The 16,037-nt window shown below is 61.2% G+C and carries 8 protein-coding genes; all 8 read right to left on the bottom strand.

The annotated features are described in order from the left end of the window. Nucleotides 1-129: 129 nt before the first annotated feature. Nucleotides 130-2,178, bottom strand: a complete 2,049-nt coding sequence (locus tag ACUN8C_RS03940; RefSeq protein ID WP_445621000.1) for an alpha-1,4-glucan--maltose-1-phosphate maltosyltransferase — start codon at nt 2,176-2,178, stop codon at nt 130-132. 105 nt (nt 2,179-2,283) lie between these two features. Continuing rightward, nucleotides 2,284-4,509 carry a glycogen debranching protein GlgX gene (gene glgX / locus ACUN8C_RS03935; RefSeq protein WP_445620999.1) on the bottom strand — a complete coding sequence of 742 codons (2,226 nt, stop codon included), beginning with the start codon at nt 4,507-4,509 and terminating at the stop codon, nt 2,284-2,286. 53 nt (nt 4,510-4,562) lie between these two features. Then, on the bottom strand, nt 4,563-5,033 hold the full coding sequence (locus tag ACUN8C_RS03930) for a DUF2934 domain-containing protein (RefSeq protein ID WP_445620998.1): 471 nt from the start codon (nt 5,031-5,033) through the stop codon (nt 4,563-4,565). Between the two features lie 93 nt (nt 5,034-5,126). Then, nucleotides 5,127-8,030 (bottom strand): malto-oligosyltrehalose synthase, encoded by a 2,904-nt coding sequence (treY, locus tag ACUN8C_RS03925; RefSeq protein ID WP_445620997.1) that lies wholly within the window; start codon nt 8,028-8,030, stop codon nt 5,127-5,129. Next, nucleotides 8,023-10,008 carry a 4-alpha-glucanotransferase gene (gene malQ / locus ACUN8C_RS03920; RefSeq protein ID WP_445620996.1) on the bottom strand — a complete coding sequence of 662 codons (1,986 nt, stop codon included), beginning with the start codon at nt 10,006-10,008 and terminating at the stop codon, nt 8,023-8,025. Before malQ ends, treY begins: the two co-directional genes overlap by 8 nt. Beyond that, a complete protein-coding gene (treZ, locus tag ACUN8C_RS03915; RefSeq protein WP_445620995.1) occupies nt 10,005-11,801 on the bottom strand; it encodes a malto-oligosyltrehalose trehalohydrolase in 1,797 nt (598 codons plus the stop codon). Before treZ ends, malQ begins: the two co-directional genes overlap by 4 nt. Further along, on the bottom strand, nt 11,798-14,002 hold the full coding sequence (gene glgB, locus ACUN8C_RS03910; protein ID WP_445620994.1) for a 1,4-alpha-glucan branching protein GlgB: 2,205 nt from the start codon (nt 14,000-14,002) through the stop codon (nt 11,798-11,800). The genes treZ and glgB overlap by 4 nt, the downstream gene beginning before the upstream one ends. Further along, nucleotides 14,002-15,603: a glycogen synthase GlgA gene (glgA, locus tag ACUN8C_RS03905; RefSeq protein WP_445620993.1), complete on the bottom strand. Its 1,602-nt coding sequence runs from the start codon at nt 15,601-15,603 to the stop codon at nt 14,002-14,004. The genes glgB and glgA overlap by 1 nt, the downstream gene beginning before the upstream one ends. Between the last annotated feature and the right edge of the window lie 434 nt (nt 15,604-16,037).

Below are 16,037 nucleotides of genomic sequence, written 5' to 3'. Positions count from 1 at the left end.
ACCTTGTCCTCCTCGCCCCGACCAGCGGTCGCAGACGATCGTGTTGCGTCATGCCTGAAGAAAGGCGTGAACCGCGGGCGCCGGCCCGCGATGTACACGCCATCCCGTCTGCTGAACGTGTTGTCTGAACTACTGCGCCGGATGCAGGCGCCAGATGCCAAAGGGCATTTGCGGTGTCAGGTTCGTGGTCTGCCACTTGCCATGCCAGGTCCATCGGTGACCGGTCATCAGATCCTCGCCGTGCACATCGGCGTGATCTTCCAGCCCGAGCTCCCAGAGCGGCAGCTCAAAACGGCCCGACTGGTCATGGAAGGGATCAAGGCTGACGGCCACCAGCACCACATTGCTCAGGTCCGGCGTTGACTTGATGAAATAGAGAATGCGGTCGTTGTCGATGGTGCCGAAACGAACGCCCAGATGGGTCTGAAGCGCCGGATTTTGACGACGGATCCAGTTGAGCCGGGCGATCTCGGCGCTGATGTTGCCAGGGGCAAAGTAGTCCCGCGCCTTGAGCTGATACTTTTCGGAGTCGAGATACTCCTCCTTGCCCGGCACCGGCGCCGCCTCACAGATCTCAAAGCCCGAATACATGCCCCAGAGCCCCGACCCCATGGTCGCCAGTGCGGCCCGGATCAAAAAGCCCGGACGGCCCGAGCCCTGCAAGAAGGTCGGGTTGATATCCGGCGTATTGACGAAAAAGTTGGGCCGGTAGCACTCCCGCAGCGGTGACTCGTTGAGCTGGGTCAGATACTCGGTCAGCTCGGCCTTGGTATTGCGCCAGGTAAAGTAGGTGTAGCTCATGGTAAAGCCGACCTTGCCCAGCCGCGCCATGATGGCCGGGCGGGTAAAGGCTTCGGCAAAAAAGAGGACATCCGGGTCGCGGCCACGAATATCGGCGATCAGCCATTCCCAGAACGGGAAGGGCTTGGTGTGCGGATTGTCGACGCGAAATATCTTCACGCCTTCATCCACCCAGCCCTGCACGACATCACGCAGCGCCAGCCACAGCCCGGGGATGGCGTCCTCGGCGTAGAAGTCGACATTGACGATGTCTTCATACTTTTTGGGCGGGTTTTCGGCGTAGCGGATCGTGCCATCCGGGCGCCAGGCAAACCAGCCGGGGTGTTCATCAAGCCAGGGGTGATCCGGCGAGCACTGAATGGCGAAATCCAGCGCGATTTCCAGCTCGTGCTCATGGGCGGCCGCCACCAGAGCACGAAAATCTTCAAGCGTGCCCAGTTCCGGGTGCACGGCATCATGACCGCCGTGTTCATTGCCGATGGCATAGGGGCTGCCCGGGTCATCAGGACCGGGGGTCAGCGTATTATTGGGCCCCTTGCGATGGGCATGCCCGATGGGATGGATGGGCGGGAAATAGAGCACGTCAAAGCCCATGTCCCGAACCATCGGCAGCCGGGCATGCACGTCGTTGAACGTGCCATGCTGACCGGGGGTCGGACTCTCCGAACGAGGAAAAAGCTCATACCAGCTGGCAAATTCCGCCAGTGCGCGGTCGACGTCCAGCGGCATGACCATGCTGCGGCTCAGATGGTGCTGTGGATCACACTGCTGCATGAGCGTCAGGGTGTCCCGCGAGAGCAAAAGCGCGACCTGCTCACTTTCGTCACTGGCGGCCTTCAACTGCGCCAGCAGTGTCTCGAGCGCACCGGCCTGTTCACTGCCGGTAGTCGCACGCTCCAGTGCCCGAGAGACATGCGCATGCCCTTCCTGCAGTTCCAGTACAATCGGCACACCAGCGGCGTGCTTTTTGCTCAACTCGTAATGATAGGTGCCGTAAAGATCCCACCAGGCCTCAATCACGAATTCATGAGTACCGGTGACGGAGGGGATAAAGACGCCTTCCCACAGATCGTTACCCAGTGGTTTGACCAGCGTCAGTGTCTCGCTGTGCCACTGCTCTGTCTGAGCCGAGGCCTTTGGCGCTTCTCCCTGTGTACAGCGCCACCGGACACGTGCGGCAAGCACATCGTGACCATCGGCGAAGATGACTGCCGTGACGTTGACCGGCTGCCCGACGATGGCCTTGGCGGCAAAACGCCCCTGCTCAACGCTGGGTTCAATCTGTTCGATGGCAATGCGGTCGGCCATGGCCGCCTGCATTACCGGCGCATCCTGTTGCGCATCGTTTCGGGATGTATTGCGTTGCACCATCGACATTGCTGCTCGCTCCTTTCCCTGGGCGCAGCCCCTTGTCCTTGCTCGACACAGACAGGGCTGTCGGCAATCCGCCGATGACGCGAGGTCATCGGCGGCGTGGTTTGACTACCCGTTACGGCTGGCACCGTTGTCATCGCGTACCAGTTCCAGCATCACCATCGAGCGGCCTTCGACCTCATAGGTGCTGCCAAATCCGTATTGTTCTCCTTCCCTGCTGGCAGGGGCAGCCGTGTTGAGACGGAAGACCCAGTGTCGGCCGGAGGAGACTTCCGGCAGCGTCCAGGTGATCGACTCATGATGGGCATTGACGACCATCAACAGCGTACTGTGTGAACCGGCCCGACGGATGCCGGTCGGCTGGGCGCGACCATCCAGCAGCACACCGATGGCACGGGAGTGATCCGCTTCCCAGGTGCCGACATCCATTTCCTCGGCATCCGGGGTCAGCCAGGTCACATCGCGGACTTCCAGTTCCTCGTTCCAGTCGCCGGTGAGGAAACGACTGCGATGCAGCATTGGATAGCGACGACGCAGGGCAATGATGTGACGGGTAAAGGCCAGCAGATCACGCCCTTCCTGGGAAAGCTCCCAGTTGACCCAGCCGATTTCGCTGTCCTGACAGTAGGCGTTGTTATTGCCACCCTGAGTACGACCAAACTCGTCACCGGCCAGCAGCATCGGCGTCCCCTGAGAGAACATCAGGGTGGCGAGCATGTTGCGCATCTGACGCAGGCGCAGCTCACGGATTTCCGGATCGTCGGTTTCGCCTTCTACCCCATGGTTCCAGGAGTAGTTGTCGTCGCTGCCGTCGTTGTTGTCTTCGCCGTTGGCCTCGTTGTGCTTGTCGTTGTAGGTCACCAGGTCGCGCAGGGTGAAACCGTCGTGCGCGGTGATGAAATTGACCGACGAATATGGCTTGCGCCCGCGATGGTTGAACAGATCCGCAGAACCCGTCAGGCGTGTGGCAAATTCGGCCAGCTGGCCTTCATCGCCCTTCCAGAAGGCGCGCATGTTGTCGCGGAACTTGTCATTCCACTCCGCCCAGCCCGGCGGGAAACCACCGACCTGATAACCACCGGGGCCACAGTCCCAGGGCTCGGCAATCAGCTTGCACTGCGACAGCAGCGGGTCCTGACGACAGGAGTCGAGGAAACCGCCCCCTTCGTCAAAGCCGTGGGGCTCGCGACCGAGGATGGTGGCCAGGTCGAAACGGAAACCATCGACCCGCATCTCGTCGGCCCAGTAGCGCAGCGAGTCAGTGACCATCTGCAGAACGCGCGGATGTGACAGGTTCAACGTGTTGCCGGTACCGGTATCGTTAATGTAGTAGCGCTTTTCTTCCGGCATCAGACGGTAGTAGCTGAAGTTGTCGATGCCCTTCCAGGACAGCGTCGGCCCCAGCTCGTTGCCTTCCGCGGTGTGGTTGTAGACCACGTCCAGAATGACCTCGACACCCACTGCGTGATAGCAGGCCACCATCTGCTTGAACTCGCTGATGGTATTGGTCGCCATGTAGGCCGGATGCGGTGCAAAGAAGGCCAGGGTGTTGTAACCCCAGTAGTTGTGCAGCCCCTTCTCCTGCAGATGACGGTCATCGGCAAAGGCATGAATCGGCATCAGCTCCAGCGAACTCACGCCCAGATTGCGCAGGTGATCCAGCACGGCCGGGTCACTGAGGCCCGAGAAGGTACCGCGTACCGACTCATTGACCTTCGGGTTCATCATCGTCATGCCACGAACGTGGGCTTCATAGAAGATGGTGCGATCCCAGGGCACATGAATCTCGCGCGAGCGTCCCCAGGTAAAGGCGGGATCGATAACCCGACACTTGGGAATAAACGGCGCGCTATCGCGCTCGTCAAAGCTCAGATCGCCGTCTTCGTGGCCAATGGTGTAGCCATAGAGAGCGTCATCCCATTTAAGCTCGCCGACCAGCTGACGTGCACACGGATCAATCAGCAGCTTGTTGGCATTGAAGCGATGGCCGTGTTCCGGCTCATAGGGGCCGTGCACCCGATAACCATAAAGCTGACCCGGCCGCGCATCGGGCAGATACCCGTGCCAGACCTCATCGGTAAATTCCGGCAGCTCGATGCGTTCAAGCTCTTCCTCACCGTCTTCGCTGAAAAGACACAGCTCCACCTTCGTGGCGTGCGCCGAGAAGAGGGCAAAGTTGACCCCCAGACCGTCCCAGCTGGCGCCCAGCGGATAGGGCAGGCCTTCGCGGACCCGGCTGCGCTGCTGGCCGGAAGCCGAACTGAGAGGCGCTTCACGCCCGCCCGAAGTAATCCCGGGGGTTGGTGCGCCGGGATGGATCGGTGTTGTCGTCATAAATCACTCCCAAAAGGGAAATACAAGGGCTCGGACCGTGCAGAGAGGCACGGTTACTGGCTCGGACTGTCATCATTACTGCTGTTACTGTTCTTGCCACTGGCAGTGGTCTCTTTACTGGCGGCCGCCTTCTTTTTTGTGGCCGTCGTTTTTCGAGCACCTGTGGCTGCCTTGCCGGCAGCGGTTTTGGAAGCCGTGGTCTTGTCATCGCTACCGGCAGCGGTGCGCTTTTTTGCCGTACTGGCCCGTTTGGCCGGTGCCTTTTTTTTGGCTGCCGGCTCGGCGGTCGCATCAGCGGCTGCCTGGGTTGCAGCCTGTGTGGCTGCAGCCGCCACCGGCTCGGACGACTTTGTACTGCGCACCGTCGAGCGCGGCTGGGCATCCTGAGGAACGTCGGTAATCCGCTCGGCGGCCACCATGCGACAGGCCATGTGCCAGTGCCGTTCGGCCTGCCCGTCCGGGCAGTCTTCGGCTTCCCAGATTCGGTAGGCCAGCAAGCGAATACGAAGCTGATCGTCTGCCATGTGATCCATTCTCCTTCCTGGGTCATGCCCTGCTGTCCGGCAGACCCGTAGTGTCTGAAAGACGCCGGCCCGGGCCGACGCCTGTGGTAAGGGTTACACCGACTGCATCTGATCGCCCTGGGCGGCGTCTTCCTGCGCGGTCTCGGCCTGACGGGCGTGTTCGGCATGTGACGTTACGGTGGCGGCATCACGAAACAGGACGCAAAACGGCAGTGATGACATGAGATCAAACACCGGGGCCTGCACGTTGACGGCCTGTCCGGTCACCAGCGACTGCCAGCCCTGAGCATCCTCTTCTGACGTCTTCACGCGGGTATTGCCCCAGCGCGACGCGTCAATGCACAGCGTGTCGCCTTCCAGCAGGGAGCCACCGTGACGTGTGGCGATGACCATGATGGCTCGGCCTTCATGCTCACGCGTGAAACCGACCAGCTGCCCGGCACGCTCGCCTTCAAAATCCAGTGGCTGGTAGTCGCCGTGTAAAAAAGGCGCCGGCAGGCGCTGCCTGAGACCCAGCACCTGGGCAATCAGGGCCTGCTTGATGCGACCGTCGCGCCAGTGATCGATCAACTCGCTCATGGACCGGTTTTGCGTCAGTTGCTCGCGGCGTTCGTTGAAATCAACCGGGCGGCGGTTGTCGGGGTCGACCAGTGAAAAATCCCAGCGTTCCGTGCCCTGATAGCAGTCCGGGACACCCGGCACCGTCATGCGCAGCAGGGTCTGCACCAGAGCGTTAAGGGCACCGGTCGGGCTGACCGCAGCGACAACGTCGTAAATCGACTGGCGCAGGGCCGCGCCCCGATCATCGGTGAGCAGCGTCATGACAAACTCACGACACTGACGTTCATGTGTCTCGTCCGGGTAAAGCCAGTGCGAGTTCAGCTTGGCCTCGCGCAGGGCCTTTTCCTGCCAGTCGGCAATACGCGTGGCAAACTGCTCAAGGCCCTGAGCATCGTCAGGTGACAGGGTCAGCGGCCAGGCGCCGACAATCAGCTGATAGACCATCATCTCTTCGGCAGTCGAAGGACCGACAGGCGTGCCGTCGTCATCACCGGACTGACGCAGTGATGAAGAGGCGATCAGCCAGCCCCGCACCTGCTCTGCCCAGCGATCGCCCCACTCCGACAGCGCCGCCAGGCGTGCGCGGACGTCTTCGCCGCGTTTGTGATCGTGTGTGGCCGTGGTCACCATCGTGCCGGGGAAGTGACGGGCTTGCCAGGCGTTGAAGCGGTGGAAATCCTCGGTCGAGCAGGCAAAGTGTGCCCCGTCAAAGCCGACATCGTTGCGCGAGATCAGCACGGCGCTGCGATAGCCGGCCGTATCCTCCACGGCTTTCGCCGCCAGCGGTGAGGTCAGCTGGGCAAAGCGCACGATGGCGTTGCGCTTTTGCCGACAGCCCGGCTCGTCGTCGTTGGCCGGCGCATCACCGCCCAGCCAGTCATAAATCTGATCAAGCACGGACTGATCCGGCGGCGTAAGCGCCTCTCTGGCCGCCGCCACGGCGTGCGCAAAGAAGTTCTCATCGCGCGGCGCCAGTCCCTGATCATCGGCGTAGGTGCGATAGATGGGAAACTGCACGGCCAGCTCACGCAGAACGCGGCGGATCATGGCAGGCGTCGTATCCCGGGTCATGGGATCATGACGCGCCACATCGGCCAGCGCTCGAACGGCGCGCTCGAACTCGGTTACCAGCGCGGTATCGATGATCTCGCGGCGGGCATGAATGACCTCTTTTTCAAAGCTGTGCTCGCGACCTGACAGCGACTGCCACAGCGCCTTGAGCGGCGCCTCGCCTTGTGCATCATGCTGAAGCTTTGAGACAACATTCATGAATTCATAGCCGGTGGTGCCGGTCATGCCCCAGTCCAGCGGCAGTGACTCGTTACCCTCCAGAATCTTTTCCACAAAGATCGGCAGCGGCGTCTCGGGGGCACCGCCGGGACGGCGCGTGGCCGCCTCATCGACACGGGCGCGCAACAGGCGGCAATAGCCGGCCGGGTCGGCCAGTCCGTCGACGTGATCAAGACGCACGCCGTCCACCAGCCCGCGCTCGATCAGTTCCAGCAGATAGACATGGGTCTGGGCAAACACGGCCGGATCATCGACCCGCAGGGCACCGAGTTCGGTAATGTCAAAAAAGCGCCGCCAGTTGAGGCTGTCATTGGCCGTGCGCCACCAGGCCAGCCGATAGTGCTGTCGTTCCAGCAGTACGTGCAGCCGCTCGGCACCTTCCGGCGTTTCCGGGTTATAGCGCGCCAGCAACGTGTCGAGCGCGGCGCGGCCGTCTCCGGTACGCACATGTTCGGCAAGTGCCAGACCTGCCCGCTCGGCGCCCTCTTCCAGTGAGACGGCCTCTTCGATCTGTTCAAAAAGACGCGCCTGTTCGCCCATGCCGCTTTCCAGCAGCATCAGCGCGTGGCAGCGCGGATCGATCGGGAAGCAGTGCTCGAAATAATCGATCTGAAAAAGACCTGTGGCCTCATCCAGCGCAAGCGTCATGTCGCCGGACACCAGCGCCTGACCATAGGGCTCGCCAAGAAATGGCACCAGCAGTCGACCCTCGAGGGTCGGATCTCCGTTGTCGCGCCAGTTGATGTCAAACATGTCGGCAAAACGACCCGACGGTCCCCAGCGCAGCACATCCAGCCAGTAGGGATTTTCGCGTCCGCCCACCGCGAGGTGATTGGGTACAAAATCGACGATCAGACCCATGCCGTGAGTTCTCAGCCGCTCGACCAGGCGCGTCAGCCCAGCCTCATCACCGATCTCGGGGTTGAGCCTGGTCGGGTCGACGCCGTCGTACCCATGGGTCGAGCCGCTGCGCGCGTCCCACAGCGGAGAGGCGTAAATATGCGTAATGCCCAGCCCGGCAAAATAGTCGACCAGCGCCTCGGCATCCTCGAGAGTGAAATCCTTGTGAAACTGTAGACGCAGACACGATAGCAGCGGTTTCAACTCCGGCATGTTCGATGATGCCTCCATGGATGCTTCATTCATGCGGGCCTGCTCCTGCGCGTGCGGTGGTCATTGCCCGAAGTCTTGCCATGACGCCGGAGGTTTCAAACATCTCATCAACGGTCAACGGCAGACGACGGCGCCAGTTGGGGTGCTCATCGAGCGTGCCGGGCAGATTGGGCTGCTCTTCAAGGCCCAGCAGGTCCTCAAGCTGCAGCAGTACCAATGGCGAAGGCGTCGCCCCGATATGGCGCGCGGCGGCTTCAAGCCAGGTATCGCAGTCGGCATCCGGCTTGATCCCGAAGGTCTCGGCCAGCGCCACAATGTCGTGCTTTCGCATCTCGCGCTGCTGCTCTGGCGTTTCCCCCTCACCCAGCATGTCAAGCTCGATACGCCAGTCCAGATCGCGCCCGAGCCGCCAGCCGGCCACGGTGGGCAGATCGTGTGTACTGGTCATGGCCACGGCGCGCGCCGGATAGTCGCTGGCCGGGGTAAATTCTGTTTCCTCGCGCTCGAACCACAAAACGCCCATGCCCAGAATGCCGCTTTGATCCAGCCGCTCGCGGAACTCGGGTTCCACGGTGCCCAGATCCTCACCGATGATCACGGCGCGATGGCGCCAGGATTCCAGCGCGATCAAACGCAGCAGCGACCGTTCAGGGTAGCGCACGTAGGCGCCTTCGGTGGGCGAGGCGCCTTCCGGAATCAGCCACAGCCGGGAAAGCCCCATGATGTGATCGATACGCAGGCCACCGGCCCCGTGCAGGCAGGCCCTGAGAGTGGCGATAAAGCCATCGAAGCCGTACTCGATCAGTCCCTGCGGCGAGAAGCCCGTGACGCCCCACTCCTGGCCGTTGGCGTTGAAATCATCCGGCGGTGAACCGATGCGAAGCTTGCCCAGCATTTCCTCCGGGCGACTCCAGGCCTGACTGCCATGCGGATCCACGCCCACGGCGATATCCGCGATCAACCCGATGCGCTGTCCGGCGTCGATGGCGCGCTGCTGCACGGTGGCCAGCTCAAGGGCAACCTGCCACTGCGCAAAGGCATAGAAGGCCACGCGTTCGCCGTGCTCCTGACTGAAACTCGCGACCGCCTCGCTTTTGGCGTCCTGCATGTCACTCGGCCAGGTATGCATGGGGCCGAGCGCTTCGCTGATGGCTTCAAAGCGGCAGTGGTTTTCCAGTGTCTCGCCACTTTCCCGGCGAAAAGCGTTCAGCGCCTGACGGTCGGCCTCGGACAGCGCGGCAAAATCACGCTCAAGCGCCTGCCAGCGCATCCGGCTGACGGCTTCATAGTCCACCAGTGCCGAGGCAGCGGCGTTATCGGCCGTGTTGCTCAGGGCGCTGTAAAGGGGGTTGAAGGCCAGACGGGTCGACGGGGAATAAGGGGAAAACCGCTCGGGCTGATGCGGAAACAGAGCATGCACCGGGCTGATGGCCAGCGCGTCCAGTCCCTCACGACCGGCACGCTCGGCAAGACGTCCCAGCGCCTCGCAGTCGCCGATACCGCCATCCCCACGGCGGCGCAGACCATAAAGCTGTACGCCCAGGCCTGCCATGGCCTGTCGGCCGCCCTCGGCCAGCGTGGCCACATCCATGCAGCGATGTGGCGCCACTGCCAGACGCCGTGTCTTGCCTTCGATCTGTAACCGGTAATAGCCAGGCTCGGCCACGGCCTCAAGTCTGCCCTGAGCATCGATCTGCCCGCTCAGGCTCCTGCCCTGTTCGTCGATAAGGGTATAATCGGTGCCGACCGGCACCATGCCGGGCAGCTCGATACCCTGCTCGATTTCGCCGACCATCAGCGGCGGCCAGTCGGCTACGGTCTCCGGCGAATGCAGACGCTCGATGGCCGCCAGGCTCGCCTTGATGTCAGCGGGCGACCCGGCCTCGTAGCCAAGCCCTGCCAGCACGCCCTTGATGGTGGCCTCATCCAGCTGTTGCGGACGATCCTGACTGTCCTGCCACTCGATGACGATACCGGCAGCTTCGGCCAGCGACTTCAATGCGTGATTCATAAATGACTGCTCAGGCAGGCGCGAATCGCCCCCGGTGCCAGCGTCGTGGCATCGCTTGATTCGCCGAGTTCATAGAGTCGCTGCCCTTCCGGGGCCTCGATATTTACGCGCTGTGTGCCCAGGTTGACGGCAATCCCCAGTACGGTGCCATCCCCCATGCGCCAGTGCGCCAGTACTGCGCCCTCACCCAGCGGCACGGCGCCCATGGGCCTTGTGCCCTGCAGGCGCGGCATGATTTCGGCGTGGCGAATATCCAGCAGTGTCATGTAGCGGCTACGCCAGAAGGCAGCGTCGTCATCCTGCCCTGTGCCGGCACTCGGCACGGACTGCTCAAAGGTGGAGACCGCGTTGGGATCAGGAATCTGCGCGCGCGTTTTCTCATCCTTGAAATGGGAGAAATCGGCAAACTCGCTGCGGCGACCTTCGCGCACGGCGTCGGCCAGCTCATCGCGATGATCGGTAAAGAAAAGAAACGGATGGCGCTCGCCGGACTCCTCCCCCATGAACAGCATCGGAATCATGGGGCACAGCAGCAAAAGCGCCGTGGCCGCTTCGAGACGTTCCTGGTCGACCAGCGAGATAAGGCGCTCGCCCATCGCCCGATTGCCCACCTGATCGTGATTTTGCAAAAAGGCGATAAAGGCCGTGGTCGGCAGGTGGCCGCTGGGCTCGCCGCGCGAATGGCCGCGGCGGTCATTCTGACCCTGGAAGATAAAGCCGCCGTGCAGGGCGCTGGCGAGCTTGTCGGTGGCGTGGTCGCAGTAGTCGGCGTAGTAGCCTTCATGCTCACCGGTCAGCAGCGCATGCAACACGTTGTGGATATCATCGTTCCACTGTGCGGTGTAGGTGTCTTCAAGTAGAGAAGCGCTGTTGCGCTCGTTTTCAAGCATCAGGTGGACATGACGCGTGTCATTGACCTGTTGCTTGATGCGCTTGCTCATCTCTCGCAGAAAGGCGTCATTGTTGATGGCATGCACGGCGTCAAAGCGTAGGCCGTCAAAGCGATACTCTTCGACCCACATCAGGGCATTGTCGATGAAGAAGTCCTTCACCTGAGGTCGATCAAAATCGATCGCGTCGCCCCAGGGGGTTCTCTCCCCGGTAAAGAAATCGCCCGCGTAGTGCGGCAGATAGTTGCCGTCCGGGCCGAAGTGGTTGTACACCACATCCAGAAAGACCATCAGACCCAGCCCATGGGCCTGGTCAATCATGGCCTTGAGCTGATCCGGCGTGCCATAGGCGGCTTCAACGGCGTAGGGCAGCACACCGTCATAGCCCCAGTTGCGCGCGCCGGGAAATTCATTGACGGGCATCAGCTCGATGGCAGTAATGCCCATCGACGCCCAGTCCTGCAAACGCTCGCGGATGGCGTCAAACCCACCCAGTACCCCGACGTGAATTTCCAGAATGACGGTTTCGTGCCAGGGCCGGCCCTGCCAGTGGCTGTTTTTCCAGGCATGGCCTTGTGGGTCGATGACCACACTGGGTCCGGTGATGTCCTCGTGCTGGGCACGTGCCGCCGGGTCGGGCACGGCCAGATCATCGCTGATGCGATAACGGTAGTGCGCGCCCGGCGGGCACTCGACCTCAAGCGTAAAGTCGCCGTCACGCGCCTTCTCCATGAGAAGGACTTCAGGCTCGTCGTCAGGCGCGCGTGACAGCTCCAGCGTGACCGTGTCGGCACCGGGTGCCCAGAGGGTAAATCGGGTGCGGTGATCGTCCAGCAGGGTCGCGCCGTAATGGCTGCGACTGGAAAAACGATCACCGCTGAATTTGGATACGGCAGCACTCATGTTGGCCAGTCTCCCTGACGCAGGTAAAGCGTACTCAATGGTGGAAGCGTCAAAAGCAGTGACGCAGGATGGCCATGGCTGGGTTCAGGATGGGCGTGCAAGGCACTACCGTTGCCCTGGTTACTTCCAGCGTAGAAGACACTGTCGCTATTAAATATCTCGCGCCAGACACTCATGACCGGCACACCGATGCGATAGTGATGGTGAACCACCGGGGTCAGGTTGCAGACCACCAGCAGCGGTGCCTTGCCGGGTTCAGCATGGCGTAAAAAGGCCACCACGCTATTGGCGCTGTCATCGCCGACCACCCAGGAAAAACCGGCCGACTCTGCGTCGCAGACGTGCATCGCCGGATCCTCGACATAGATCCGGTTGAGATCGGCAATGGCGCGAGACAACCCGCGCGGGCCTGCCTCATCCAGACGTTCCCAGTCCAGCTCGCGGTCATGATCCCACTCGCGCCACTGGCCAAGTTCGGTGCCCATGAACAAAAGCTTCTTGCCGGGATGGGCCCACATGAAGGCCAGATAGGCGCGCAGTCCGGCCAGCTTTTGCGCTTCATCACCCGGCATTCTGGACAGCAGGGAGCCCTTGCCATGCACGACTTCGTCATGGGAAAGCGGCAACACGAAATGCTCGGAGAAGGCGTACTGCAGCCCAAAGGTCAGATCACCATGGTGCCAGGCGCGGTAGAGCGGATCGCGGGACATGTAGGACAGCGTGTCGTGCATCCAGCCCATGTTCCACTTGAAGGTAAAGCCGAGCCCACCTGTGGCGATCGGTGCCGTCACGCCCGGCCAGGCGGTAGACTCCTCGGCGATCATCATGACCCCGGGGCAGCGCTCGGCCACCGTGGCATTGAGCTCGCGCAAAAACTCGACGACTTCCAGATTCTCGCGGCCACCATGGATGTTGGGCAACCAGTCATCATCGCTGCGGCTGTAATCCCGATAGAGCATCGAGGCCACCGCATCCACCCGCAGCCCATCAATATGAAAGTGCTCGAGCCATTCCAGCGCACTGGCAATCAGAAAGCCTCTGACTTCATTACGCCCCACGTTGTAAATCAGCGTATTCCACTCGGGATGAAAACCTTCACGCGGGTCGTGATGTTCATAAAGCGAGGTCCCGTCAAAGCGCGCCAGTCCATGCTCATCGGCCGGAAAATGCGCCGGCACCCAGTCCAGAATGACGCCGATGCCTGCGCCATGACAGGCGTTGACGAAACGGGCAAAGGCTTCAGGCGAGCCCATGCGTGATGTGGGCGCAAACAGGCCAATGGGCTGATAACCCCATGAACCGACAAAGGGATGCTCGCTGATGGGCATCAGCTCAATATGGGTGAAGCCCATGTCGGCCACCCAGGGGATCAGGCGGGAGGCAAGCGCATCCCACTCCAGCGTGTTGCCGTTTTGGTCGTGCTGCCAGGAGAGGACATGCAGTTCATAGATGGACAGCGGTGCCGTGCGAATATTGCTGGCATCGCGGCGCCTGAGCCAGGCATGATCATGCCAGCTGAAGGGGCGATTGCCGGCCACCACCGAGACATCCGGTATGGCGGCTTCGGTGCGACGCGCCAGCGGGTCCACCTTGTGGCGAAGCTGCCCTTCCCGGTCGACAAGCTCAAAGCGATAGCGCTCACCCACCCTGAGATGCGGCACAAAGATCGCCCAGACGCCGCTGCCCTCATGACGCTGCATGGCATGCCGACGCCCGTCCCAGACGTTGAAATCGCCCACGACCGATACCCGCTGAGCGTTGGGCGCCCACAGGGTAAATCGCACCCCATCGACCCCATCGATGGCCGTCGGACAGGCCCCGAAGACACGGGCGAGCTCACGGTGACGACCCTCACAGAACAGATGAAGATCCAGCTCTCCCGGCAGCGGCGCAAACCGATAGGCATCTTCTGCAATCTGGACAACGTCTTCAGGCCAGGTAATACGCAGGCGATAGCGCGTCCCCCCTGGCAGGTACGCCTGATAAAGACCGCCCTCCAGAGGTTCGGCCACGGCCAGTAACTGGTGCGCGGCGTCAATCAGCTCTACGGCTTCGGCACCCGGCAATAGCAGACGAACCAGCGTTTGATCGCCCTGCTCATGTGGGCCCAGCCAGGCAAACGGTTGGTCGTGTCGTGCCTGCGCAAGACGCAGCAGGGCGTCACGCTCGCTTTGGCAAGCGCCGGAGAATGCTGTCGCCATTATATGCTCACATGTCTTAACGAATGGGCCGTTACCCCTGCAGGAACCATCAGCTGATGATAGAGGCGGCGATAGGGCGTGACGGAAAGTCGCCATTGATAGTGGATGGCCATGGCCGCACGACGCATGGCATAGAAAAGCTCGGTGCAGCCGAAGATGCGAAAGGCGCGATCAATGGCTTTCTGGAAGTCCTGCTGAGAAAGGTCATCAAACAGGAATCCGGTGACACCGTCCTCGATCGTATCGGCCAGCCCGCCGGTGCGATGGGCAATTGGCAGCGAACCAAAGCGCTGGGCATACATCTGCGACAGACCACAGGGCTCAAAGCGCGACGGCATCAGAAGAAAATCGCTGCCGGCAAAGATGCAGCGCGCCTCACGCTCGCTGAAACCGATGTGCACCCCAATGGCGCCCGGAAAGCGCGCTTCGAGGTTGCGCAGGGCATTCTCGATGGCCGGCTCACCGCAACCGATAACGACCAGCTGACCACCGGCGCGCACGATCGATTCAGCCGCAGCAATGGTCAGGTCGAGTCCCTTTTGATGCACAAGCCGCGACACTACCGCAAACAGCGGGCCATGACTGACGGCCAGGCGGAACATGCGCCGGACATGATCGGTATTGGCACGCTTGCCGGCCCAGTCATTGGTGGCAAAGGCGCAGGCCAGATAGGCATCGGTCTGCGGATCCCAGCTGTCATCAATACCGTTGGCGATACCGCTGAGGCGCTTGTCCCGGGCACAGTCCGACAACAGACCTTCCAGCCCGCAACCAAAGGCAGGCGTGGTGATCTCCCGGGCATAGGTCTCGCTGACCGTGGTGATGTGGTTGCTGTAGATGATGCCGGCCTTCATGAAGGACATCAGGTTGTAAAACTCGAGTCCCTGCGGCGTGAAGGCGCTCTCGGGAATGCCCAGTCGGCTCAGATATTCGGGCCCATAGAGCCCCTGATAGGCCAGATTGTGAATGGTATAGACGCACGGCGTATCATCACCATTCCAGCGCAGATACCCGGCGGCAAGGCCAGTCTGCCAGTCATGCAAATGCAAAAGATCAGGGTGCCAGCCCTGATCTTCAAAACGAGCTCCCGTAGTGCCCATCGCCATCTGTGCGGCGGCCAGCGACAGCCGCGCAAACCGGATGGCGTTGTCCTCCCACTCCTGTCCGCTCTCATCAAGATAGGGGCTGCCGGGGCGATCATAGAGCTCCGGGCAGATCAGCACGTAGACGGTCAGGCCTTCCGGCAGCTCGATACGCCCCAGATCACAGGCAGGAATATCGGCAAGGCCGGGCAGTTGTCCGATGACATGAACCGGCCAGATGCTTTCAAGAACTTCGCGGTAGGCAGGCATCAAAACGCGCATGTCGTAATGATTGAGCAGCGCGCGTGGCAAAGCTGCTGAAACGTCACCAAGCCCGCCAACCTTGACGAAATCGGCAAGCTCCGAGGTCACGAATAAAACAGGATCAGCCGGCTCGCTCTGACCGGCAGAAACGCTGCTGTGTCTTGCGAGGGCATCAGGTATCGATGTAATGGATGTTGCGGTGGTTGTAGCGTGAGTGGCGTGTGCCAAAGTGGCATCGACGGCTGAATGAGACATGCGCGACCTCCTCGCGAAGTGCGCTGACGCCGAAATGTCTCGAGCCATGAAGCGGTACAGCTGACAGCCCTGAAGGGCGCCGACGCTATTGGGCGGCACCACATGATGGACGCTGTACAAACATCGCCTTTACCGACACTCCATGTCGACAAACGATCGCTTATGGTCGGCTGTGCATCCGGCACCACCGCTACCTGATAAATCCATCAGAAAAATGGGGCCGGAACATCACGACGAGCCGGAACCATGAGCCAGATATAGCGTGAACTGACAGTAGCGTCAAAGTCCTTTTAAAGGCACTGACAGCAATTTTGTAACTTTTACAAACAAGTTAATCTGGATTAAAAATCCTGGCCAAAGAAACGCTGTTTACGCCATATCGCCGAACAATTCTTGCATCTTTTCAGACAATCAGATTTTGTTCATAAGCCTGA

The sequence above is a fragment of the Kushneria sp. Sum13 genome (genome assembly GCF_052692355.1).
The sequence above is the reverse complement of the archived record's forward strand: the minus strand, read 5'-3'. Positions and strand labels throughout refer to the sequence as shown.

Bases quoted from the DNA above. Each gene is read 5' to 3' on its own strand.
- ACUN8C_RS03940 (WP_445621000.1), bottom strand. From the start codon at position 2,178: ATGTCGATGGTGCAACGCAATACATCCCGAAACGATGCGCAACAGGAT.
- glgX (WP_445620999.1), bottom strand. From the start codon at position 4,509: ATGACGACAACACCGATCCATCCCGGCGCACCAACCCCCGGGATTACT.
- ACUN8C_RS03930 (WP_445620998.1), bottom strand. From the start codon at position 5,033: ATGGCAGACGATCAGCTTCGTATTCGCTTGCTGGCCTACCGAATCTGG.
- treY (WP_445620997.1), bottom strand. From the start codon at position 8,030: ATGAATGAAGCATCCATGGAGGCATCATCGAACATGCCGGAGTTGAAA.
- malQ (WP_445620996.1), bottom strand. From the start codon at position 10,008: ATGAATCACGCATTGAAGTCGCTGGCCGAAGCTGCCGGTATCGTCATC.
- treZ (WP_445620995.1), bottom strand. From the start codon at position 11,801: ATGAGTGCTGCCGTATCCAAATTCAGCGGTGATCGTTTTTCCAGTCGC.
- glgB (WP_445620994.1), bottom strand. From the start codon at position 14,002: ATGGCGACAGCATTCTCCGGCGCTTGCCAAAGCGAGCGTGACGCCCTG.
- glgA (WP_445620993.1), bottom strand. From the start codon at position 15,603: ATGTCTCATTCAGCCGTCGATGCCACTTTGGCACACGCCACTCACGCT.